21 protein-coding genes and 1 pseudogene are annotated in these 24,698 nt (G+C 37.1%); 18 read left to right on the top strand and 4 right to left on the bottom strand.

What is annotated here, in order from left to right:
- Window positions 1-267 precede the first annotated feature (267 nt).
- From D1B32_RS20945 to D1B32_RS20860, 18 genes and pseudogenes are all read left to right on the top strand, one after another.
- Window positions 268-1,218 carry an ABC transporter permease gene (locus D1B32_RS20945; RefSeq protein WP_095311484.1) on the top strand — a complete coding sequence of 317 codons (951 nt, stop codon included), beginning with the start codon at window positions 268-270 and terminating at the stop codon, window positions 1,216-1,218.
- 11 nt (window positions 1,219-1,229) lie between these two features.
- A complete protein-coding gene (locus D1B32_RS20940; protein ID WP_095311441.1) occupies window positions 1,230-2,108 on the top strand; it encodes a carbohydrate ABC transporter permease in 879 nt (292 codons plus the stop codon).
- 95 nt (window positions 2,109-2,203) lie between these two features.
- Window positions 2,204-3,303, top strand: a pseudogene (uxuA, locus tag D1B32_RS20935) (mannonate dehydratase).
- Complete coding sequence (locus D1B32_RS20930; protein WP_379600549.1) at window positions 3,282-4,127, top strand: SDR family oxidoreductase; 846 nt, start codon at window positions 3,282-3,284, stop codon at window positions 4,125-4,127. The pseudogene uxuA and the gene D1B32_RS20930 overlap by 22 nt, the downstream one beginning before the upstream one ends.
- A gap of 123 nt (window positions 4,128-4,250) precedes the next feature.
- Entirely contained in the window at window positions 4,251-4,901 is a 651-nt protein-coding gene (locus D1B32_RS20925) for a ThuA domain-containing protein (RefSeq protein WP_118890356.1), read from the top strand.
- 33 nt (window positions 4,902-4,934) lie between these two features.
- On the top strand, window positions 4,935-6,014 hold the full coding sequence (locus D1B32_RS20920) for a Gfo/Idh/MocA family protein (RefSeq protein ID WP_187393185.1): 1,080 nt from the start codon (window positions 4,935-4,937) through the stop codon (window positions 6,012-6,014).
- A gap of 39 nt (window positions 6,015-6,053) precedes the next feature.
- A complete protein-coding gene (locus D1B32_RS20915; RefSeq protein ID WP_118890355.1) occupies window positions 6,054-7,022 on the top strand; it encodes a sugar phosphate isomerase/epimerase family protein in 969 nt (322 codons plus the stop codon).
- Window positions 7,019-8,182 (top strand): Gfo/Idh/MocA family protein, encoded by a 1,164-nt coding sequence (locus D1B32_RS20910; RefSeq protein WP_095311489.1) that lies wholly within the window; start codon window positions 7,019-7,021, stop codon window positions 8,180-8,182. Before D1B32_RS20915 ends, D1B32_RS20910 begins: the two co-directional genes overlap by 4 nt.
- Window positions 8,183-8,693: 511 nt before the next feature.
- Complete coding sequence (locus D1B32_RS20905) at window positions 8,694-10,118, top strand: MFS transporter (RefSeq protein WP_095311449.1); 1,425 nt, start codon at window positions 8,694-8,696, stop codon at window positions 10,116-10,118.
- Between the two features lie 113 nt (window positions 10,119-10,231).
- Entirely contained in the window at window positions 10,232-11,281 is a 1,050-nt protein-coding gene (locus D1B32_RS20900; RefSeq protein WP_095311451.1) for an aldose epimerase family protein, read from the top strand.
- A 133-nt stretch (window positions 11,282-11,414) separates the two neighbouring features.
- Complete coding sequence (locus D1B32_RS20895) at window positions 11,415-12,665, top strand: serpin family protein (RefSeq protein WP_095311453.1); 1,251 nt, start codon at window positions 11,415-11,417, stop codon at window positions 12,663-12,665.
- A 412-nt stretch (window positions 12,666-13,077) separates the two neighbouring features.
- A complete protein-coding gene (locus D1B32_RS20890) occupies window positions 13,078-13,983 on the top strand; it encodes a hydroxymethylglutaryl-CoA lyase (RefSeq protein ID WP_095311455.1) in 906 nt (301 codons plus the stop codon).
- A 122-nt stretch (window positions 13,984-14,105) separates the two neighbouring features.
- Entirely contained in the window at window positions 14,106-14,675 is a 570-nt protein-coding gene (locus tag D1B32_RS20885; RefSeq protein WP_095311457.1) for a type II toxin-antitoxin system RelB family anti-toxin, read from the top strand.
- 250 nt (window positions 14,676-14,925) lie between these two features.
- A complete protein-coding gene (locus D1B32_RS20880; RefSeq protein WP_118890354.1) occupies window positions 14,926-16,122 on the top strand; it encodes a D-alanyl-D-alanine carboxypeptidase family protein in 1,197 nt (398 codons plus the stop codon).
- 188 nt (window positions 16,123-16,310) lie between these two features.
- Window positions 16,311-16,988 carry a DUF3889 domain-containing protein gene (locus D1B32_RS20875; RefSeq protein WP_095311460.1) on the top strand — a complete coding sequence of 226 codons (678 nt, stop codon included), beginning with the start codon at window positions 16,311-16,313 and terminating at the stop codon, window positions 16,986-16,988.
- A gap of 437 nt (window positions 16,989-17,425) precedes the next feature.
- Window positions 17,426-17,854, top strand: a complete 429-nt coding sequence (locus D1B32_RS20870) for a VOC family protein (protein ID WP_095311461.1) — start codon at window positions 17,426-17,428, stop codon at window positions 17,852-17,854.
- 146 nt (window positions 17,855-18,000) lie between these two features.
- Entirely contained in the window at window positions 18,001-19,539 is a 1,539-nt protein-coding gene (locus tag D1B32_RS20865; protein ID WP_118890353.1) for an AbgT family transporter, read from the top strand.
- An 18-nt stretch (window positions 19,540-19,557) separates the two neighbouring features.
- On the top strand, window positions 19,558-19,971 hold the full coding sequence (locus D1B32_RS20860; protein ID WP_118890352.1) for an OsmC family protein: 414 nt from the start codon (window positions 19,558-19,560) through the stop codon (window positions 19,969-19,971).
- 41 nt (window positions 19,972-20,012) lie between these two features.
- Here D1B32_RS20860 and D1B32_RS20855 read toward each other — a convergent pair whose 3' ends face one another.
- The 4 genes from D1B32_RS20855 to D1B32_RS20840 all read right to left on the bottom strand — a co-directional run bounded on the left by D1B32_RS20855 (window position 20,013) and on the right by D1B32_RS20840 (window position 24,500).
- Window positions 20,013-21,575, bottom strand: a complete 1,563-nt coding sequence (locus D1B32_RS20855) for a flotillin lipid rafts scaffold protein FloT (protein ID WP_095311494.1) — start codon at window positions 21,573-21,575, stop codon at window positions 20,013-20,015.
- Between the two features lie 151 nt (window positions 21,576-21,726).
- Window positions 21,727-22,272, bottom strand: coding sequence for an NfeD family protein (locus D1B32_RS20850; RefSeq protein WP_118890351.1), 546 nt, complete (start codon window positions 22,270-22,272; stop codon window positions 21,727-21,729).
- A gap of 361 nt (window positions 22,273-22,633) precedes the next feature.
- The gene (locus D1B32_RS20845) at window positions 22,634-23,587 is read right to left on the bottom strand and encodes an ABC transporter permease (RefSeq protein WP_095311497.1); all 954 of its coding nucleotides are present in this window, start codon (window positions 23,585-23,587) and stop codon (window positions 22,634-22,636) included.
- Window positions 23,580-24,500 (bottom strand): ABC transporter ATP-binding protein, encoded by a 921-nt coding sequence (locus D1B32_RS20840; protein ID WP_118890350.1) that lies wholly within the window; start codon window positions 24,498-24,500, stop codon window positions 23,580-23,582. Before D1B32_RS20840 ends, D1B32_RS20845 begins: the two co-directional genes overlap by 8 nt.
- Window positions 24,501-24,698 lie beyond the last annotated feature (198 nt).

Below are 24,698 nucleotides of genomic sequence, written 5' to 3'. Positions count from 1 at the left end.
CGAGAAAATAAAAGGTGCGGACGGACGTATGATGAGGTTGGAACATTAACCGATTGCTTAAAGATTGAAAGTGAACGTTGCAAAAGCTTTGCTTAGGAAGTGTGCGTTTTCTTTTTCCCTTCCTCAGTTTTAAAAAATGCGTATACGCACCAAACCTTTCTAATGGATGTAGATTATAGTTCGAACCTTCCTTTATACAACTAGTAACAGTCTAGTAGAGGAGGAGTTAGTATGGAGGTTAAGGACACAGCAATTAAAGAAAGTCATATGAAAGCAAAATTAAAGCTGGCTCCAGAAAAACAGAAAAATAAAAAGAGGAAACAAAAATGGGCCTTCCGGAACAACTGGCCATTGCATGTATTATTAATACCTGGAGTAATTTTAGCGCTTGTTTTTCAATATGGACCCATGGCAGGTATTGTCATGGCATTCCAGGATTTTAAGCCATGGCTTGGATTTTTTGGTTCCGAGTGGGTCGGGTTCGAACATTTTAGAGCAATGTTTGAGTTTGATTATGCGAGACAAGTTATTTGGAATACATTAATTATTTCTGTAATGAAATTAATTACAGGAATCATTGTTCCGATTACGATCGCATTACTGCTGAATGAAATCTATCGAATGAAATTTAAACGCACAATTCAAACGGTTATCTATCTGCCATATTTCCTTTCTTGGGTTATTTTGGGCGGTATTTTGATTGATATTTTGTCACCAGATGGTGGACTTATTAATAATGTGCTGGGGTTATTTGGTATAAACCCAATCTTTTTTCTTGGAAGTAATGAATGGTTTCGCTCAACTATTATTATGACAGATATTTGGAAGGAGACTGGATTCAATACCATCGTATTTTTGGCAGCGATAACAGCTGTTAATCCGAATCTCTATGAAGCAGCTGCAATTGATGGGGCGAATCGATGGAAACAAACACTTTATGTCACTTTACCTGCAATGCTGCCAATTATAATTGTCGTTGGGACAATATCACTGGGAAATATCCTTAATGCAGGATTTGACCAAATTTTTAACCTTTATAATCCGCTTGTATATGAAACTGGTGACATTATTGATACTTATGTTTATCGAGTTGGTTTAATTGATGGGAATTTCAGTTATGGTGCGGCAGTAGGGTTATTTAAATCCTTCATTAGCTTGATCTTAATTGTTATTGGTTATCGGTTAGCTTATAAGTATGCAAATTACAGGATTTTCTAGGAGGGTGAACGATGCAATACAAAACAAAAGGGTACAAGATTTTTACGGTATTCAATTATACGTTTCTATCAATCTTTGCATTGCTATGTATGTTGCCGCTTATTCATATTTTTGCAGTTTCTTTAAGTGGCAGTGCAGCTGCTTCTGGAAACCTTGTTACATTATGGCCTGTTGACTTTACTTTGGATGCCTATGAAAAAACAATCGGGAATAGTAACTTTTTGAGGTCATTTGGGTTATCGGTGGTTCGTGTTGTTTTAGGCACAGCAATCTCCATGGGTGTCTTGCTTTGTGCTGCATATGCATTAGCCAAAGATGATCATGAATTCAAAGGCAGAAAAATATATATGTGGTTTTTTGTGTTCACGATGCTATTTAATGGCGGGTTAGTTCCAACCTATATTCTTGTGACGAACTTGGGGCTGACCGATACGATATGGGCGCTCGTTTTACCAACAGCAATTAATGCATTTAACTTAATATTACTAGTAAATTTCTTCCGCACTTCTGTTCCAAAAGCATTGGAAGAATCGGCATTTTTAGATGGCGCAGGACATTTCACGATTTTTTTAAAAATTTATCTGCCGATTGCTGTACCAGCTATTGCAACAGTTACCTTGTTCACAATGGTGTTCCATTGGAACCAGTGGTTTGATGGAATGATTTATATGACAAATGAAGCAAATTATCCCCTGCAAACATTTTTGCAATCGATTGTTGTAAAGAAAGATCTGAGTAATATTGCAGATCCGGAAACATTGCGAAATATGTCCCAGCGTACGGTCGAGGCTGCGCAAATTTTTATAACAGCATTGCCGATGTTAATTGTGTATCCATTTCTGCAAAAGTATTTTGTTAAAGGGATTGTATTAGGGGCAGAAAAAGAATAATTTCCTTAAATAAAATCGTGCCGATACATGCTGATTATCTTGTTTAGTGATGATAAAACAAAGATGTCTAACAACGTATAAAGGAGGATGTAAAAATGAAGATGGTATTTCGCTGGTTTGGTGAAGGAAATGACACCGTCCCATTAGACTATATCAAACAAATACCTGGTGTCGAAGGAATTGTTTGGGCACTTCATGATCTTCCAGCAGGAGAAGTCTGGCCGCTTGAAAAGATACTGGAAGTAAAACAGCAGACAGATGATGCTGGACTTCATATGGATGTGGTCGAGAGTGTGAATATTCATGAAGATATTAAGCTTGGGCTGCCTTCAAGAGATATGTATATAGATACTTTTATTCAAACAATTGAAAACCTATCACAAGCTGGTGTTAAGGTTATCTGCTATAATTTCATGCCGGTATTTGACTGGGTGCGAACAGAATTGTCTAAAAAGCTTGAAGATGGATCAACTGCACTTTTTTATGAACATCATAAAGTTGCTGACTTGGATCCGATGGAATTGGTGAAGACTATTTCTCACAATTATGAGTTTACGATGCCGGGCTGGGAGCCAGAGAGACTGGAACTGCTATCGGATTTGTTTGAACAGTATAAAGAAGTAACCGAGGAAAATTTATGGAGAAATCTGCAATACTTTCTCGAACGGGTTATCCCAGCTGCAGAAAAAAGTGAAATCAAGCTCGCCATTCATCCTGATGATCCACCATTTACTGTGTTTGGATTGCCGAGAATTATTACGAACAAAACAAATTTGGCGAGAGTTTTACGTATAGTGGACAGTCCTGCAAATGGTCTAACTCTATGTAGTGGTTCGTTAGGGGTACGCTCAGATAATGATATTGCTGAGATGGTCAGAACATTTGCAGATCGCATACCATTTGCTCATGTACGTAATATTAAAACATATGAAAACGGAGATTTTATCGAAACATCGCACCGTACAACGGATGGTTCAATTGACATTTATGGAATCATGCATGCATTCTATGAAACAGGTTTTACAGGTTATTTACGACCGGATCACGGAAGGCAAGTATGGAATGAAAACTGCCGACCGGGCTATGGGCTATATGACCGTGCCATGGGAATCATGTACCTTTTGGGGATTTGGGATAGCTTTGTACGATCTGGAAAGGAGGCTGAATCATATGTTGCAACAAAATGAGAATTTAAAGGACAAGGTAGCAGTTATCACCGGCGGAAGTGGCGTCTTATGCAGCGCTATGGCTAGGGAATTAGGCAGACAAGGTGTGAAGGTTGCGATATTAGGAAGAAGTCAGGAAAAAGCTGATGCTGTTGTGCAAGCCATTAAAAATATTGGTGGAGAAGCGCTTGGGGTTTCTTGTGATGTACTGGATATAAAAAGTTTAAGGAAAGCTGAGCAAATGATTACAGAAACTTTTGGTACATATGACATTTTAATTAATGGGGCTGGTGGAAATCATCCAAAAGGAACCACAACACATGAAACCCTGAATGCTGAGGACATCGATAATAATGATTTGTTCACCTTTTTTGATCTGGCTCCTGAAGGTTTTCAGTATGTATTTGATTTAAATTTACTAGGAACAATACTCCCTACACAAGTTTTTGCAAAAAATATGATACATCGCAAAGGTGCTGTAGTCATTAATATGTCATCAATGAGCGCACCATCTCCAATGACGAAAGTTCCAGCATACAGCGCGGCCAAAGCAGGAGTTGAAAATATAACCCAATGGTTAGCTGTTCATCTTGCTGATGTCGGAATTAGAGTCAATGCGCTCGCACCAGGCTTTTTCCTAACTGAACAAAATAAAAGGCTGTTAACAAATGAGAATGGATCGCTTACTGAAAGGTCAAAGAAAATTATGACACATACACCGATGAGGCGGTTTGGAGCTCCCGAAGATCTCTTAGGAACAATAATCTGGTTAATAGATGAGAATATGTCTGGTTTTGTAACAGGAATTACAGTACCTGTTGATGGTGGATTTTTAGCTTACTCTGGAGTCTAGGGTGTAGGTTGGAATCCCAGTATACGGTAATGCTTATGACATGGAGATAAGTCATTCCATTATCTCTAATGTAGTGGTTGATTCGTGACTTTTATAATAAAAAAATTATGAAGAGGTGAAACTATGAAAAGAGCTTTACTATTTCAAGGCGGTTGGGAAGGACATGAACCTAGAGAGGTAGCAAATATATTAGCTGAGATTCTTACAGAAGAAAAATTTGATGTGAAAGTTACAGATACATTAACAACATTAGAAGAAGATGACTTAAACGGTTATGACTTAATTGTTCCTAACTGGACACAAGGCACAATTACGAAAGAACAGCTGCAGCCTCTTCTTAAAGCCGTTGCCAATGGCACTGGTTTAGCTGGATTGCATGGTGGCTTAGGTGATTCATTTCGTTGGGAAACAGATTATCAATTTATGGTTGGTGGTCAATGGGTAGCACATCCAGGGAATGACGGGGTCACGTACGACGTGCATATTTCAGACCCTGATCACCCTTTAACAGAAGGCATGAAAGATTTTACAGTTGTATCTGAACAATATTATATGCATGTGGATCCCGCTGTTCAAGTTCTTGCAACAACTAGATTTCCAGTAGCGGATGGTCCGCATCAGCCAAATGGTGAAGTAGAGATGCCAGTAGTATGGACAAAAAAATGGGGGGAAGGGAAAGTCTATTATTGTTCTTTAGGACATGTTGCTGAGGTTGTGAGAATGAAAGAGGTTATGAATTTAATGCGAAAAGGGTTTATTTGGGCAAGCAGATAAAAAGTTTTTTATCGAAAAGATTGGATGTGGATTATGGAAAGCTTAAAAGCAGGAGTTGTTGGATGTGGAACAATCAGTGAAATATACTTTGCAAACGCAAAAAGATTTAAGGAGTTTGATATTGTTGCTTGTGCCGACCTGGATCTAAATCTAGCAAGGCAAAGAGCAAAGGAATTCAATATTTCAAAAGCCTATACAACAGAGGAACTGCTGGCAGATTCTGAGATTGATATAGTTATTAATCTTACTACACCACTTGTGCATGCAAAGATCGCCTTAGATGCTCTTGAATCAGGAAAACATGTTTATGGTGAAAAACCGCTTTCGGTTAAACGCGAGGACGGACTGAGAATATTAGAAACAGCAAATGCCAAAGGTTTGCTTGTGTGCAACGCTCCAGACACTTTTCTAGGTGGTGGTATACAGACTTGCAGGAAGCTTATTGATGACGGTTATATTGGTGAACCTGTTTCTGCGACCGCCTTCATGATGAACCATGGACATGAAAGGTGGCATCCAAATCCTGATTTTTATTATCAAGAAGGTGGGGGACCAATGTTAGACATGGGTCCATACTACCTTACAGCATTAATTGCATTAATGGGTCCTATTAAACGTGTAGCTGGTTCCACAAAGATTACGTTCAGTGAAAGAACTATTACAAGTGAACCAAGATTTGGTAAAAAAATTAAAGTAAATACGCCGACACAAATTAATGGAGTGCTTGATTTTGAAAGTGGGGCAGTTGCTTCAATAATTACCAGTTTTGATACATGGCATCATCATTTACCCAATATTGAAATCTACGGGTCAAAAGGAAGTTTAGTAGTACCTGACCCGAATACATTCGGTGGTCCTGTTTATGTAAGAAGGTATGATGAGAATAGCTGGACGGAGGTCCCTTTAACACACAATTTTACCGATAATTGCAGAGGATTAGGCATTGCCGATATGGCTTCTTCCATTATGGAAGGAAGGACTCCGCGTGCGAACGGCGATCTTGCATTTCATGTTTTAGATGTTATTCAAGGTTTCCAGAATGCTTCAGAAACAAACAGATATTATGAACCAGTTAGTACATGTAACCAACCTAGACCATTTCCAAACATCTAAGACACATGAGCGCTATAAAACTAAAAAGGAGCGGTTAAAATGAAATTAGGTGTTTTTGCTGTTTTATTTGGAGATAAAAAGTTTCAGGAAGCTTTGGATATGATTGCTGAAATGGGATTGGAGTCTGTGGAAATAGGAACTGGTGGCTATCCAGGGGATGCTCATTGCAACCCAAAAGAGCTATTAAGCGATGAAAGTAAATGCCATAAATTTATGAAAGCTATCGATGATCGAGGTTTGAAAATAAGTGCACTAAGCTGTCACGGCAATCCACTTCATCCGAACAAAGAGATTTCTGATATGCATCATGAACAGTTTCAGAATACCGTACGTTTAGCTGAAATGCTTGAGGTGGAAACGGTTATTACCTTTTCAGGATGTCCTGGTGAATCGAATAGCTCTCTTTTTCCAGTTTGGGTAACATGTCCCTGGCCAGAGGATCACACGGAAGTACTGGAATGGCAGTGGAAGGAAAAACTTATTCCTTACTGGTCAGAACAAAGTAAATTCTTAGCAAAGCATAATGTTCGTGTAGCAATAGAGCCACATCCGGGATTTGCAGTATACAATAACGAAACGGCATTACGTCTGCGAAACGAATGTGGTGTCAATATCGGAGTTAATTTTGATCCAAGTCATTTGTTCTGGCAGCAGATGGACCCAGTTTCCTGCATAAAAGAAATTGCCGAACATAATGCATTGTATCACTTTCATGCAAAGGATACAGCAATAGATGCACAAAACACAGCGGTTAACGGCATGCTCGATACAAAATCTTATCGTGAAGAGCTAAGCAGGTCATGGATATTCCGTACAGTTGGTTATGGTCATGGCGAGGAAATGTGGAGGAAGATTATAAGTACTCTGCAGCTAGTAGGCTATGAAGGCACTATTAGCATTGAACATGAAGATAGTCTTCTGTCAGTTGAAGAGGGGTTCCAAAAAAGCGCTGCATTTTTAAAAAATATTCTAATAAAAGAAAGGGTCGGTGAAATATGGTGGGCATAAAACAAAAAGAAATTCGAATTGGAATGATTGGATACCAGTTCATGGGGAAGGCTCACAGTCATGCATACCGTGATCTGCCATTTTTCTTTAATACAAAAATTAAACCGGTACAAAAAGCGATTGCAGGCAGAAACGAGTCCGCTGTAAAAGAAGCTGCCGAGAAAATGGGATGGGAATCATATGAAACGGATTGGCGTCGTTTGGTTGAACGAGATGATATTGATGTAATCGACATTGTAACACCAAATCATACCCATGCAGAAATTGCGATCGCAGCGGCTGAGGCGGGAAAACATATTATTACAGAGAAGCCGCTTGCTCTCACATTAGAAGAAGCGCACCAAATGTATGAAGCGGTGCAAAAAAACGGCGTAACCCATATGATTTGCCATAATTATCGTTTTGCCCCAGCGGTTCAGTTTACTAAAAAGCTAATCGAAGCGGGTCGATTAGGAAGAATTTATCATTTCCGAGCAAATTATTTACAAGATTTTATAATGGATCCCCAATTTCCACTTGTTTGGCGTCTGAAAAAGGAAGTTTCAGGAACGGGGGCACTTGGTGATATAGGAGCACACAGTATTGATTTAGCACGATTTTTAGTTGGCGAGTTTAAAGAAGTGGTTTCGATAATGGAGACCTTTATTAAAGAGCGACCTATGGGAGAAATGTCCAGCGGTCTTCAGGCAAAATCAAATAATAGCACTTTAGGTGAAGTAACAGTCGATGATGCAGCTCTATTTTTAGCGAAATTTGAAAATGGTGCTCTCGGAACATTTGAAGCAACTAGATTTGCAGGTGGAAATCGGAACAAAAATAAGTTTGAAATTAATGGTGAGAAGGGTTCTGTTCGTTGGGATATGGAAAATATGAATAACCTTGAAGTCTATTTCGCAAATGATGAGCCAGGATTACAAGGGTTTCGATTAATAAATTGCACGGAAGAGATTCATCCATATGCAGGAGCTTACTGGCCAAGTGGACATATTATTGGGTATGAGCATACATTTATCCATTTAGTACACGAATTTTTAAATGGAATTGCTAATAACTACCAGCCAGAACCAAATTTTAAGGACGGATTAAAGAACCAACAGGTATTGAAGGCAGTAGAGGAATCGGCTGAATTAAAACAGTGGGTAAACATTGCAGAACAATAAAGTTGATAGCTTGTAATCTGACTTATTATATAAAAAAGAAATCCAATTTAATGGTATAGGAACTCATACCATTATTCCAACTGGCCAGCTATCCGATGCATAAGGATAGAATCAATTCAGAAATACGGTGGAAATAAATATAAAGTATACAGCTTGGATGAATTTTTACTCTATCGATATAGGCATCCCTTACTCTGTTGAATGTATCACGTAGAGATTAAGGGATGTCTATTTTAACTTAATAAATCCTTAAAATAAATTAGTAACTTACTTTGTTCATACAATAGAAAAAGTAAGTTAAGGTTGATATAATAACTATAAAAACGGTTTCGAAAATATGTTTTTGGAGGCGATATGAATAGTACATATTAATAAAATTCAATTTGAAAGTGCTAAATATAGAAATCTCTTTTCCGATTAACAAAATGAGTGAATAAAATAGAATCAGGTTATTAGCTATTATTTTGAAACGCTATTATAATATGAAAACGGTTAATAGATGGGGGTTAAGATGGAGAATTTCAAATTAGATGTACAAGCCACAAAAGAAACAAGTTTCGAAAGAACACCAAAGCTTAAAATGATTGAAAAGCTAACTTTTGGTATAGGTGATTTTGGTGCTAACTTTAGTTGGACGTTTATAGCATCTTTTATTACGATTTACATGACTGATACTGTAGGAATCAGTGCAGGGATTATTGGTATCATTATTTTAGTTTGTCGTATTTTTGATGGGTTCAGCGACATATTTATGGGTACGATTATTGACAACACAAATTCGAGATGGGGAAAAGCAAAGCCGTGGGTTTTCATGACTGCTCCGGTACTTGGGCTATTAACGTTCTTGTTGTTTAATGTCCCAGGAGGATTCGGAGATACATGGAAAATTATTTATGTATTTGTTGTTTACTTTCTGATCTCTGTTATATTCTACACTGCGAATAATGTTGCTTATTCATCACTTACATCGTTTATGACAACAGATGAAAAAGAGCGTGTTTCATTAGGAAGCATCCGATTTATTTTTGCTAATATTGCCGTATTATCCATTAGTGCATTTACGACCGTGTTAGTAACTTCATTTGGTGGTGGGCAACAGGGATGGACGTGGACTGCAGCCATTTTTGCTGTGTTATGTGCGGTTCCGCTAATGATTACGGGTTGGTTTGTCAATGAGCGAAATGTTGCTAAGAGGAAAAATAAAGAGCAAAAGACTTCTTTTATACCTACACTAAAAGTTTTATTCACCAATAAATACTTCATTTTAGCGATTGTTTTATATTTACTTTGGTATTTAAGACAAACGGAAACAGGCGCAAGAATCTATTATGCAACTTATATTTTTGATAATCCGAATGTAATGGGAATTTTGAGTACAGCATCTTTACTTCCTTTAATTATTGGGTTATTCTTTGCTCCACAAATTGTTGGAGCTTATGGACTTAGGAAAAGTGTTAATGCCGGATTGTTGGTTTCTGTACTAGGTACTGGTCTTATGATGTTTTTCTCGGAAAATCTAACTGGTTTAGTTGTGGCAACCGTAATTAACGCATTAGGTCTAGTTCTTTTACAGGCTGGATTAAGTGCTATCGTTGCAGATGTTGGGGATATTGTATATTGGAAATCTGGAGTACCGGTACAGGGATCGGTATTTAGCTTAACTAGTGCAGGTATGAAAATAGGACAAGGATTGACAGCTGCACTGGTGGGGTTTGCTCTTGAATTTGGTGGCTATGTTGCAAACGCTGCTGTTCAACCTGTAGGTGCAATCTATGCGATTAAAACAATGTTTATTTATTTTCCATTAGTAATGATTATTTTAATGTTTATAACAGTGACCTTGTTAAACTATGAGAAGTTCATGCCAAGAATTAGATCGGATATTTCAAACGGTCATGTAGGTAGTGAACGAGATAAAACCATACTAAATAATTAAATTCTCATTAACGGAGAGTGGATGTTTATGAAAGGGATTAGTAGGATTTTCGAAAACAATATGAAGTATTTTATCTGGACAAACACTCTTTAAAATGAAGATCGGAGAAAAAGATGAAGGTGGACGTTAACAATATCAATGTGAATAAAGATCAAGTATGGAAACTTTTTACCTTGACCAATGACAATGGGATGACAGTTGAATTTATGAATTATGGTTGTATCATCACGAAGATTCAGGTACCTGATAAATATGGAAACTTCGAAAATGTAGTCCTTGGTTTTGAAGATTATCAGGATTATAGAGCAGATTCATTCTATTTAGGCGCTTTAATCGGCAGAGTTGCGGGAAGAATTAAAGGAGCATCGTTTCAATTAAATGGAAAAACGTATACTCTTGATGCGAATGATGGAGATTCCTGCCTTCATGGTGGTTCGATTGGATTAAATCAAATTGTATGGGAAGCAAATCCTTTTCAAGATAATAATCGCGTAGGTGTACATTTATGTTATCAATGCGTTGATGGTGAGGCTGGGTTTCCAGGAAGTGTACGTATTCAGGTAACATATAGTTTAGATAATGCTAATCAGTTTACAATTCAGTATAAGGCAGAAACGGATCAGACGACACCTCTTGCATTAACCAATCATTCTTATTTTAACTTGAGTGGAGATTTAAAAAAGACGATTCATAACCATCACCTTGTTTTAGATAGTAATCGTTTTGCTGAATTAGACGACACTATGCTGCCAACTGGAATGCTGCAACATGTTGAAGGAACTTCCTTCGATTTCCGAAAGGGTCGTGAATTAGGGCAGGGGTTGAATGATAGAAGCTGGCAAAATCAAGTTGCAAACAATGGATATGATCATTACTTTATTTTTAATCATAAGTTAGTTCACCAAGTTGTTATGAAAGATTTTGATTCTGGTCGTGTATTAACAATTAAGACGAATGAACCTGGGGTTGTAATGTATACTTCGAATACATTAACGGATGGGCTTCGGTTTGCAGAAGGCATATCAAGGCAATACCTCGGTGTCTGCTTTGAAACACAAGCATCTCCGGCATCTTTGCATCATGAAGGGTTTCCAAGTGCAATACTTCAAGCAGGAGAAACATATGATAAACAAACCATTTTTACATTCTCTGTTGAGGAGTAGAGTGATTCTCATGGTTACAGGGCAACCTTAATAATATTTTCTTTTCACCGTTTTAGATTTCTAACAATTTCTGCAAATAGTCTGTAACGTTTTCGGCTCTTTTTTAGACTAATGAATAAAGGGCGGTGAGCGGATGAAAAAAATAATTGGATATTCTGTGTTTTTGTTGGGTTTTATAGTAGTGGTTAGTGCTTGTGGCACAACAAATGAATTGGATATTTCGAGCGATGTGGACTTTGGTGAGAATGATTATGAGCAAATTGTTTCTCCTAACAATGAACTTGGATTCAACCTTTTAAGAGAAGTTGAGCCAGATGAAGATGGCAACCTATTCATGTCACCAATGAGTTTATTCATGGCATTATCCATGGTATACAATGGGGCAGAAGGTGAGACGAAAGAAGAAATTGCGAAAGTTTTGCAGGCAGAAGGGGTAGATAAGCAGGCTTTAAATCAGGCGAATGCTTCACTAATGTCTTTGCTCCACAAGCATTCAGAACAAGTTGAACTGAATATTGCAAACTCAATTTGGTTAAACGATGAATTCCAATTTCAAGATACATTTGCAGCAAATAATAGAGATTATTTTAATGCTGAAATAGAAGAGATGGATGTAAACGATACGAAGAGCTCTGAGAAAATTAATAAATGGGTAAAAGATGCAACAAATGATAAAATTGAAGACATTGTCGAAGCCCCATTAGATCCCAATCTAGTCACAATTCTCGTTAATGCAATTTACTTTAATGGGAATTGGACATATGAATTTGATAAACAACAAACTGAAAATCGAGCGTTTCATCTAGCTGACGGCACAACAAAAGATGTTCCGCTTATGTCGCTAAAGGAGAATTTAGCTTACTTGGAAAATGAAGATTTTCAGGCAATCGCCCTTCCATATGGTGAAGATGAGTCGATAAGTATGAACATATTTTTACCAAAGGAAAATACAAGTCTTAAAGATTTCCAAAGTCAATTAACAAATGAAAACTGGGAATCATGGAAATCGGAATTTCAGAAAACGGAAGGAACAATTCTACTTCCAAAATTTCAATTAGAATACGAAGCTATACTAAATGACACGTTGAGCAAGCTTGGAATGGCTGATGCATTTAACGAAGAGAATGCAGATTTCTCAACAATGATCAAATCGGAAGATCCACTCTGGATTAGCCAGGTAAAGCAAAAAACATTTATTGATGTAAATGAAAAAGGAACAGAAGCGGCTGCTGCAACTTCGGTTGAAATGGAAACAACATCCGCACCGATTGAAGAGCCATTTTATATGGAAGTTAACCGACCATTCTTTATTGCCATAACAGACGACGAAACAGACGCGATTTTATTTATGGGGCTTATTGCTAATCCGCTAGAGGGAGAATAACTTGTCTGTTAATAAAATAGGAGACTCTTTTCTTTAAAGTCCATCGAGCTGCAATTATAACTTGACGGCTCTCAATTAGAGAAAGGTTATGTAATGTGGAGTAATAAATGTAATCCTACTAGAAGCTGTGATCCATATCGGGTTGCGGCTTTTTAGCAATTTAACAAAGATACTTTTTGGATTGACTTTGTTTGAATATTTATTATATACTATATTCAACAAAGTTGAATCAAAATAAACATAGTTGAATATAATGGTTGTAAGGTTTTCTCTGTGATTAGTATATGTGTTGATGTTAATCAATGTGTAATAAGGGGATATATTTGTAAGCGTATTCAGAACTGATATCTCTGTTTAAAATGCCTCTTTCAGGCAATATGAATTTGTTTCTAACATTGAACGGAGGGCTTGAATGAAACATTTACCGAAGTTTGTCCAATTGAAAGAAGTAGGACCACGTGACGGCTTGCAGAATGAAAAGAAATGGATTTCTACTGCTGATAAGATTGCATGGATTAATATGCTATCAGAGTCTGGTGTGAAAGAAATTGAATATACTTCTTTTGTTAATCCCAAAATGATACCCGCTTTATCCGATGCACGTGAAGTAGGAAAGCAAATCAAGCGAAAGGCGGGAGTGTTGTACTCGGCGCTTGTTCCAAATAGGAAAGGTTTAGAATTTGCGCTAGAGGCAGGAATCGATGCAGCTTCTGTTTTTATGTCAGCCAGCGAAACACATAACCAGAAGAATATTAATAAAACAATTGATGCTACGTATCCTATCCTGCATGAAGTCATTCAGGAAGCAAAACAAGCTGGCAAGCGTGTAACTGGCTATGTTTCAACCGTTTTTGATTGTCCATATGAGGGGAAAATCACTCCGGATAATGTGTTAACTGTATGCGAGCATTTATTTGCTTCTGGTGTTGATGATCTCTCACTTGGTGATACGATTGGCACTGCGGTTCCTACCCAGGTTGAGCAGCTGCTCGAGGTATTGATGAAACATTATCCAAAAGAAAAGCTGATCTTACATTTTCATGATACGAGGGGAATGGCGATCGCAAACATTATGACGTCGATGCATTATGGGATCAACCGGTTTGATAGCACCATTGGTGGGTTAGGCGGTTGTCCATATGCCCCGGGAGCAGCGGGGAATGTTGCTACAAATGATGTGCTTTATCTTTTGAATGGCTTAGGAATTGAAACAGGTATTGATGAAAAGAAAATTCAAGACGCTGGTATATTTATTCAAAATAAACTTGGGAAAATCCTGCCGAGCCGTTCGTTAGCATACTTCGCAAATGCACAGTAAACCTTATAATACCGTCACTACAGCAATCCGATTTTGCTTTGGTGACGGTTTTTCTTCTCTTGACTAGTACTTGCCGCTATCTTATGATTAAAAAAATGCATACATATGATTAGGTGGAAGGAATGAGTTCGATCGATCTTCAGAGCATAGGAAAAAAAGTGAAGCAAATACGATTACGAAATAAAAAAACCCAACAGCAAATAGCTGATGAATGTGGTATTTCAAAAAGTCTTTTATCAAAAATTGAAAATGGCCAAACAGCATCAGCGATAGCAACATTATCCAAAATAAGTGATGCATTGGGTGTACAGCTTTCCTGGGTGTTGGATGATGAAACGGAACAGAATCTTGTACTGCAGCAGAATTCTAATCGGCAATCTAAAGTAGGCGATGAAAGCATGGGGTATTCTTATGAGCTTTTAGCAAACAGATCCAAATATAGTGGGATTGAACCTACTATTGTACATGTGACCCCGAAAAATATAAACCTGCGTCAGGAAAAAACTTATACACATTCCCAGGATGAATTCATTTATATTCTTGAAGGAGCTATTCATTTGCTTTATGATGGTGAAAAGCATTATATGGAAAAAGGGGATAGTGCCTATTTTCAAGGATCTAAGCCTCATCTATTTGTACCAGTGAATGATGAAGAGGCCAAAGTATTAACATGCTTTATTGATCGTGTCTAATAATTGTAATCCGAATATTAACCAGTATACATAGGGAGGTGTATACTGGTTTTCTTTTTATTCAAAAGTTTGAGAAACATAACAAGTTAATTAGCTTAATATTACGTATTAATTACAATTTTAGAAAGGTATTTACACACTTGTTCCATACGTTTAGTTTAGAATAAGGCATGATTTGTTTTTCTAAGCGCATCTTTCCGCAATGTGATAAACCATCGAATGGAAAAACAAATAATGGGGAAGTGTTCGTATGAAAGAAGTTGCTTGGACAATTATGATAATTGTCATCATGAATGTAGTACTTGTTCCCATAGCACACGCTGATTCAAGAGAAGAATCAATGCAGATAGAGAGTGACTCTGCAATCGTAATGGATGCATCGACAGGGAAAGTCTTATATGAAAAACATGCGAAAGAGCCGATGTATCCTGCTAGTTTAACGAAAATAGCAACTGCCATTTATGCAATTGAAAACGGGAAACTTGACGAAGTTGTAACAGTGAGCAGCAATGCTAGAAAGGTAGATGGTACGACTGTCTTTCTGGAAAAAGGGGAACAAGTAACGTTAAAAAAACTCATTCAAGGATTATTGATTAATTCTGGAAATGATGCCGGAGTTGCAATTGCGGAGCATCTGAGTGGGAATGTGAAGACGTTCGCAAAGGATTTGAATACGTATCTAACAGAAGTAATCGGAACAAAACAAACAAACTTTGAAAACCCGCATGGTTTATTTAACGAAGATCATGTAACAACAGCAGAGGACTTAGCAAAAATTACACAGTATGCGATGAACAATGATGTATTTATGGATATCTTTAGCACGAAGGAATTGGAATGGAATGGAAAAACGTGGGATACAACAATACAAACACATCATAAATTAGTCAAAGAGGAGATTCCATATAAGGGAGTTACTGGTGGAAAAAATGGCTTTGTAGCTCAATCGGGTTTTACTTTAGCGACAACTGCGGAAAGAGATGATTTAAAATTAATCACCGTCACCTTAAAAAGTGATGTTGTAGAAGATTCATATAATGATACAATCAAACTATTAGATTATGGATTTGAAAACTTTACGACATCAAGTATCCCTAAGGGGACAACTTTTACGTTTGGTGAGCAGGAATACGCCGCAACTGAGGAATTAGTTTATACACATGCACATAAAGATAAGCTTGAAGAAGAAATGGATGCAGATGGAATATTAAAATTGGTGAATGAAAATGGTGAAATAGTCAATAAATTTCAGTTAGATGAAGTTAACAGGGACAAGCCTGTAGTAGCATCGAAATCATCGAGTAATCAACCAGACATAGCTTCCATTATGGAAAGATTTTTTTCTAGTACCTATCTTTATTTAGCCTTTTTTATTGGTGTGCTTATGATCTTTTATTTTCAAGTGCGCAAGTTAAGGCTAAAAAGGCGAGATAAGTACTTTTATTAATGCATGTTAGCTTAGAAAAATAATGAATCATACGAGACGCCTGTCACAGGTCAACCTTCTTGATACATATGCTATCAGGAAGGTTTTTTTAGTTTGCGAAATTTTTAAACTGTATCATACACAACAAATTTTGTCGATCAGAATATTTTGCAATACAAGGTTTTATATTATGACGGGAGGAAAGAAAGATGAATCCAAATTATCCTTATTGGCCGAATAGGAATTATTATGAAAATACCTCATTTCAATCCATACCATATGGACAGCAATCTACTTATGATTATCAGCATGCTTATCCTACAAACTCTAATCATTATGGTCGTCAGCAATCGGTAAGAGGTCAAGCAACATGGACAGACGGGGGACAAGTAACTAAGTGCGGAATGGCATGGTCAGATAATGAGTATATGACAGCAGCTGTTGGAGAAAATTCCCCATATACATGTGGGCAAACGCTTAAAATCAGAAATATTTCTGCGCCATATGGAAGAGAAATCATTGTAAAGGTTGTCGATCAAGTTGCGGGGTATCCTGCGAATCGGATAAATTTACATCGGAGAGCTTTTCAAGCGTTGGGTGTTAATCCGAGTGTTGGAGTTATCAATATTGAAATAACCCCATCTCCTCAATTGGAGCAAGAAAAATGGGGGAAATATTTGTTGGAAGTTACCGAAGTGGCGTATCCTGGTTATAATGTTACAGACTATCAATCAGTTGGGAAAACGATGATGTCTTCCACTTTAGTGAGAGAAACATATGAATTTGTATTACAATCTCCACAAGAAACATTAAGAGTACAGGGGAATGTTGTTTATAATCCGAACACCGACCGCATTGTGTCTTTTAACTTGCAGGAAGTGCAGTAAATATTGTTCACGAGTCGTAGTTTACAGGGGAAAGTCTAGTGACACCGTGTGCTTCAATTGTAAGGCATGTCAATAGATAGGGTTCTTCAATGCATAAGAATAATAATTTGGAATTCATGATTTATGAAACTGCATAAAAAGCTAGCATTATCAATAGTAGTTGAATGCTAGCTTTTTAAGTTAAATTGTATGGGAGGAATTTATGCAACAATACCCAAATTATCGTTAAATTGGATATATAATCTTAGCTGATTTACCAGCATTTTCACAATTTTGATGATTTCTACTGGTGATCGTACGTACTTAATCATGCTATCTAAACATTATTTGATAATGAACCATATTTTGAAACGAAAATTGACACACCAATAGATTTGAAAATAAAATAGAGGGTAATAATAAACTACATAACAAAAACATGAAATGAGGTAGATGAAATGGGGTTCCATATTAATCCGTATATTATGTTGGATGGTAGAGCAAAAGAAGCGGTAGAATTTTATAAACATTCATTAGGAGCTAATATTGTTGGTATACATACTTATGGAGAAATGCCACAAAGCCCCGAATTCCAACTACCTGCTGAAGCAAAGGACCGTGTCCTCCATGCTAGATTAACGATAGGGAATACGGAACTTATGATATCGGATATTTTTCCGGGACAACCCTATCAGCTTGGATCGCAACTAACAATTGCTTTGATACCAGATAATGAAGACGAAGCGAAAGAAGTATATGAGAAGTTACAAGAAGATGGACAAGTAGTTATGCCTATGCAAGAAACGGATTGGAGTCCAGCTTATGGTCAGGTAATAGATAAATTTGGGGTTACTTGGCAAATATCAATGGAAATAAATGCAAATTAGGGATGAATTTTTGAATCACGTCATGCTTCAGCTTGAAGCTTGACGTGATTTTTATGTGCATTTTCTTGATATTCAAGCAACATTGTAGAAATATTTTTTTGTACATGTATACTAGGTATGAAATAATTTAAAGAAGGAGTTACAGCATGAGTCAACAGAATACATCGAAATCAATTCGATTATTAAATTTTATTGAAGAAAAAGGGAACAAGCTACCGCATCCGGTTACAATCTTTATCCTTTTTACGCTTATTGTTATCGCACTATCTCATGTACTCTATGTATTAGGAGTAAGTGTAAGCTTTGAAGGTGTGAATAATGAAACAGGGCAAATTGAAACACTCAACGTGGAGGCTGTTAGCCTGCTAATACCAGAGGGCATTGCTTATATGTTCTCAAGTGTTGTCACGAATTTCACATCTTTTGTGGCTTTAGGTCCTGTTCTCGTTGCTATGCTTGGTGTAGGTGTTGCAGAGAAGAGTGGTTATATTAGTGCTCTTATGACGAATACAGTGACCAAAGCTCCAAGGAAGCTTGTCACTCCAATCGTTGTATTTATGGGCGTTATGTCCAATGTAGCAGCTTCTGTCGGATATGTCGTGCTTGTACCATTAGGTGCGATTATATTTTTAGGATTCAAAAGACATCCGTTAGCAGGGCTTTCCGCTGCATTTGCTGGAGTTTCTGGTGGTTATTCTGCCAATTTACTGTTGGGGACGAATGATCCGCTACTAAGTGGGATTTCAACCGAAGGTGCACGGATATTAGATGCTAATTACATTGTGAATGCTACAGATAATTGGTTTTTTATGGCTGTATCTACTTTTTTAGTCGTTATTATCGGTACAATTATTACAGATAAGATTATTGAGCCGAAATTAGGGAAATATACGCCTAGTGAAACCGAAGAAAATAAAAATGAAGTAACAAGTATTGAGAAAAAAGGATTATTTTGGGCAAATATTTCTATCCTAATTACAGTTGCTGTTATCGCATCACTTGTCATTCCGGAAAATGCCCCATTACGTGGTGATGAAGGAAGTATTATTGTTTCGCCATTTATGAGCAGTATTATCTTTCTAATGATGCTCATTTTTCTAGTCCCGGGTGTCGTTTACGGAATTGTTACGAGATCGGTAAAAAATGATAAAGATGTAGCACATTTAATGACAGGTTCTTTAGAGACGATGGCAGGATTTATTGTACTCATTTTCTTTGCAGCTCAATTTGTGGCACTCTTTAATTATACGAACTTGGGAACAATCATAGCGGTAAATGGCGCTGCATTTTTACAGTCGATTAATTTTGCTGGTGCTCCATTGCTTGTTGCATTAATTTTTATTACCGCATTTATTAACCTGTTTATCGCTGCAGATTCGGCGAAATGGGCAATTATGGCACCTGTGTTTGTCCCGATGTTTATGCAGATGGGAATCTCTCCTGAAGTTACACAAGTAGCATACAGGGTGGGGGACTCATCAACGAATATCATTTCTCCACTTATGCCATTTTTCCCATTAGTTGTGGCATTTGCACAGCGCTATGGCAAGCAAAATGGAGTAGGGACAGTAATATCTCTCATGCTGCCATATTCAATAACAATTCTTATTTGCTGGAGCCTATTCTTTGTAATATGGTATGTATTGGGAATACCAGTTGGTCCAGGTACGAGTTTAACTTATTAAGAAAGGAAGTTTTAAATAATGAAAGTAACTACAACATGGACAGGTGGACGAGCGTTTGAATCAGTTGGTGATTCTGGTTATGCAACCTATATGGATGCAACAGAAGCCTATGGTGGTTTAGGTAAAGGAGCGACGCCAACTGAAATGCTGCTTGGTTCTTTAGCTGGATGTATTGGAATTGATGTAACGATGATTTTAAGACCACATTTAGAAAAAGTATCAAAAATTGAAATTATCACAGATGGAACGCGTAAAGAAGAGGCGCCAAAGGGTTTCACAGCAATTGAAGTAACATTTATTGTTGATGGAGATATTGATAGCAAGAAAGTTTGGCGTGCAATTAATCTTGGTGAAGAAAAATATTGCTCTGTATCGGATTCATTAAAAGCGAAGATTGATTTTAAGCTGATTTTAAATGGAAAAGAGAGCTAATAAAGAAGGAACGGTCTGTAAAATAGACCGTTCCTTTCAATTTAATTTGAATGATCAGCTTCACTTGCAGCTAATTCATTCTCTTTTTTCGTTTCATAGCGAACACGATCAAAATCGATATCGTCAGGTAAATTGTTCTTTCCTGTGATATTCTCCAGCAAATCTTTCACATCAATACCAGAAGATGCTTTTAGGGATTCCTGTAAAGTTGACATCAGATTTGTTGCATAGCCGGTAACCTTGTTTGCCCCACCATCTGTACCGCTGCTTCCAGTATCAACAACTGTAATTTTATCGATGTTTGCAAGTGGGCTAGCAATTTCCTTCGCATATTCAGGAAGCATTTTCATAACCATATCGAGTACAGCTGCTTGACCGAACTGTTCGAATGCTTCGGCGATTTTTTCTTTTGCTTCTGCTTCTGCAATACCTTTCAGGCGAATGATTTCTGCCTCAGCTTCCCCTTGTGCGCGTTGAGAATCGGCTTTTGCAAGTCCATCTACGCGGACTTGTTCTGCTTCAGCTTTTGCTTGTGATTCAATGCGATATTGATTCGCATCTGCCTCTGCAATTTGTCTAGCCTTTTCGGCAACAGCTGATTGCTCAACTGCATAACGATCGGCATCTGCTTTCTTCTTAACCTCAGAGTCGTATTGTCGTTCACGACGCAGAATTTCTTTTTCTTCCAACTCAATTTGTTTTTGTCGTTCTATAATTTTAATTTGCATTTCTTGCTCTGTAACCTGCTGCTTCGCACGTGCAGTTTCATAGTCATAGGCTTGGTCAGCTCGAGCTTTTGCAATATCCTGTTCACGACGGTATTCAGCTGTCTTTAATTGATTTTCTTTCTCAGCTTCTGCAATTTCTGTTGAGCGTTCTAATTCAGCTTTTTGTGCGTCCTTGGCAGCTTCAGCGCGTTTGATTCGTGTTTCTTTATCCGCTTCAGCAGTTGCGATATCTGCATCACGTTTAACTTGCGCAATCCGTGGTTTACCTAATGAATCAAGATAACCATTTTTATCTTTTACATCTTTAATTGTAAAGGAAACAATGATCAATCCCATTTTTGCCAAATCCTGGGAAGCGACACGCTGCACTTCCTGGGAAAATTTATCCCGGTTTTTATAAATTTCTTCAACAGTCATAGAACCTAGAATGGAACGCAGGTGTCCTTCAAGAACCTCTTTTGCTTCATTCTCGCGGTCTGATCTGGACTTACCTAAAAATTGTTCAGCAGCTGTAGCAATTTCATTGATCGAGCCACCGATTTTAATGATTGCAGTTCCATCTGCCATTACGGGCACACCTTGCTCCGTATAGACTTCTGGGGTGGATACTTCCAGTTTACTAGATAGTAAGCTTAGTGGTTCCGCTTGTTGGAAAACTGGTAATACAAATGTACCACCACCGCGAATGATTTTAATCTTATTCCCAGCTTCATCTGTATGTACATTCTTACCACCTAAATAACTACCCGTTACAATGAGAGCTTCGTCGGGTCCTGCTGTGCGGTACTTTGTCATAAATACAGCAATAAGTGCAATTAATAGAAATACAACAATAGCAATTACGACCCAAATACCAACTGAAATACTTTCTAACATAATTTATCCTCCTTTTTTTGTAGTTGTCAGATAAGAAATTATAAAACTTTCTTATCTGCATAAGTGCAACTAAGGTATTCACCTAAAAGCCTAAAGAATCCCAAGTTTGCTAAAGTTTTTATTAAAATACTTATCCAAATGGATTAGTAGATTAAACAGAGTATTCGGCATCTAAATCTGTTTCATAAGGAACAACATAAAGAACACCGTTTTCTATTTCAATAACAAGCACTTGCATACCAGCTTCAATTGGCTGATGCTCATAAGCTGCAGCAGGCTTTGAAATCATCCCGCTTTTACTATCGATAATAATCTCGCCAAATCCATTCTCTGGAATTGGAATGATAATTTTGCCTACTCTTCCTTTTAAGGAATCCTCTGTATAGCTAAGCGATTCTTCTGCTGAGGAAATGGGAATTAAAACAAATACATTTAGCAATGTAGTTAATAAGAAAGAAAAGACAATCGAGATACCAATAATAAGCAAACTATTAAATGATGTGAGAACTTCAAAAATATAACCTGAGGCAGAGAAAAAGGTTATAAAAGATAAAATGAGAACTGGATGAACAAAGCTGATTGCCTCTGTGATGACTTCTAAAATATCACCAAATAAGAGGTAAAGAATGGTTAATATTCCCGCTACAATTAGCGTTATTAAGTAAATCGTTTCGATCGGTGTATCAAATAGCATCATATGCATCCATCCCTTATTTATAGGTGCTTTACTTTATATACGAATAAACGATAATAAAGGTTTCGTAAAATTTGAAAAAAGTACTTCAAATTATGAAAAATTCGTTATGTATGAAATGAATATTGAATGGACAGGAAAAATCATACATATTAAATATATTCGAAACAATGTTTATTATCAATGATTTTATGAAATTGGGTTACAATTTGTATTTGGGAAGTTGCAAGGGAGAATGCAGGTGATTTCAATGAAGGTGAAACAAGAAAGTATTAAAAGGGGAGGAGAGAGGAAGATGACCTAATGAGGATTTGATCATCATCCTGTGTATAAACTCCAATTTAGACTTAAATGTTTGAAAAAATTAGTTTCCTGCAACATCTCGCTTTGTAAAGAAAATCCATGCAAGCAGCATAAATACAATATAATAGATTAAAAGCATTGTAATTGAAAAACCTAATGTCATGCCCTCGATGAATGGTGTATTTCCATCCGCATACTGACTCAAGTCTGTGTTCGCAAACAGGATATATTTTGCCCATGAGCGTTCTGCAAAAAAGAAGACAATTTGGTTTCCAACAAACATAAGGAAAATCGCTAGTCCGATTGCGAGTGCACTATTACGGAATACACTTGAAATCATAAATGCGAAGGTTGCCATCATAAGTAATATAATAAGTTGATAACCATAACCTGAAATAATCTCACCAATAACAGATACGTACTCCAAGCTGCCATTCTTTTCTAGCAATGTATATGGATTCATCCCCTCGATACCAAAGAGAATAGCACCTGTAATACCAGAGAAAATTAAGACAAATAATAGGGTAAATAAGGCGAATAATAGTACAGATACGTATTTGGAAATTAATATTTTGGTGCGTGAAATAGGACGAATCAGAAGAAGTTTAATTGTTCCCCATCTAAATTCATTCGCTATAATTCCTGCTGCAACAATAATCGTTAATAAACTTACTAAGGATAAGAGCATTTTGTTTTCCATAATAAAATGCCATGCACCATATCCTGAAGGCTGAATATCGTTTTCTAAGTAGTAATTATTTTGCTCGATCACCATCGAGTTATAGGTTTCTAAATAAGTCTCATCTTCCATTTCTTGTGTTAAATTTGCGTTTTCTTCTTCTAGCTGTGTACGCCATGAATCCGATTCATAGCTGTTTTGAATATCCCCAACTGTATTGTTTAATATTCCAGTGCCAACTATAATCACAGCTAATACTATATACATAATCCATGTTGATTTCACAACGTAGATTTTTTTAAGTTCATTCGAAATAAGTTTTAAAAAATTACTCAATCGTATTCTCTCCAATCAAATCAAAGAATTTATCCTCAAGCGATGCTTTTGTAATGCTTACTTGATAAACAGATATATCATGTTTTACAAACACGTTAATAACTTCTGGTATTTTTTCCTTTTCTAGCTGGAAGAGAAGATTTGCACCCTCCAGAGCGGCTTGAATTTTAAACTCAGTTTTTAATATTTCTATTGCCTTTTCGCTAGGTGATACTTCGATTTTAACCTGCATTAAATTATCGGTTGCTACATTTTCATGTACCTGTTGGGTGGCTACGAGCTCACCGTTTTTAATAATACCAATTCGGTCACACATCAACTCGATTTCTGATAAAAGGTGACTTGAAATAATAACCGCAACGTTATTCTCCTCTGCCAATTTTCGAATGTATCTCCGGATCTCACGAATTCCAGCGGGATCAAGGCCATTTGTTGGCTCGTCTAATATTAAAATCGAAGGTTTATGTAAAAGTGCTTGTGCAATACCTAAACGTTGGCGCATCCCTAAGGAATATCTGCCAACTTTTTCCTTCATAGCCTTTTCGAGTCCGACAATTTCTACGACCTCTTTGATTCGGTCCTTTGTTATCCCAGGTATCATTCGGGCATAATGGGCTAGATTTTGTTCACCTGTCATAAATGGATACATTTCTGGGTTTTCAACAATTGCTCCAACCTCGCGTACAGCTTCCTTATAGTTAGATTTAATACTATTCCCTTGGATGAGGACATCACCATCTGTTAGCTTCATCAACCCAACCATCATTCGAATCGTTGTTGTTTTTCCCGCACCATTTGGACCAATAAAGCCAAACACCTCTCCTTTTTGGATTGTAAAAGAGAGTCCTTTAATAATTTCTTTCTTGCCAATTGTCTTCCGTACATCAACTAACTCCATTGCTGCTTCTGACATTGATTAATACCCCTTTTCTTATTTCTTGATAGGTTGTACGTTGAACGAAGATTAGAAGTTTCATATTTTGTATATTTTTATAAAAAATTCAAGAAAAATGTGGTAATGTTATCTATGGGAGTGATTGTAGGAATATTTATAAAATTAATGTTATTTAATCTCTCGCTGTTTGTTAAGCTTATCTCCTAAGTACAAAGA

The organism is Oceanobacillus profundus, from assembly GCF_003515705.1.
GTDB classification, from domain to species: domain Bacteria; phylum Bacillota; class Bacilli; order Bacillales; family Amphibacillaceae; genus Oceanobacillus; species Oceanobacillus profundus.
The sequence above is the reverse complement of the archived record's forward strand: the minus strand, read 5'-3'. Positions and strand labels throughout refer to the sequence as shown.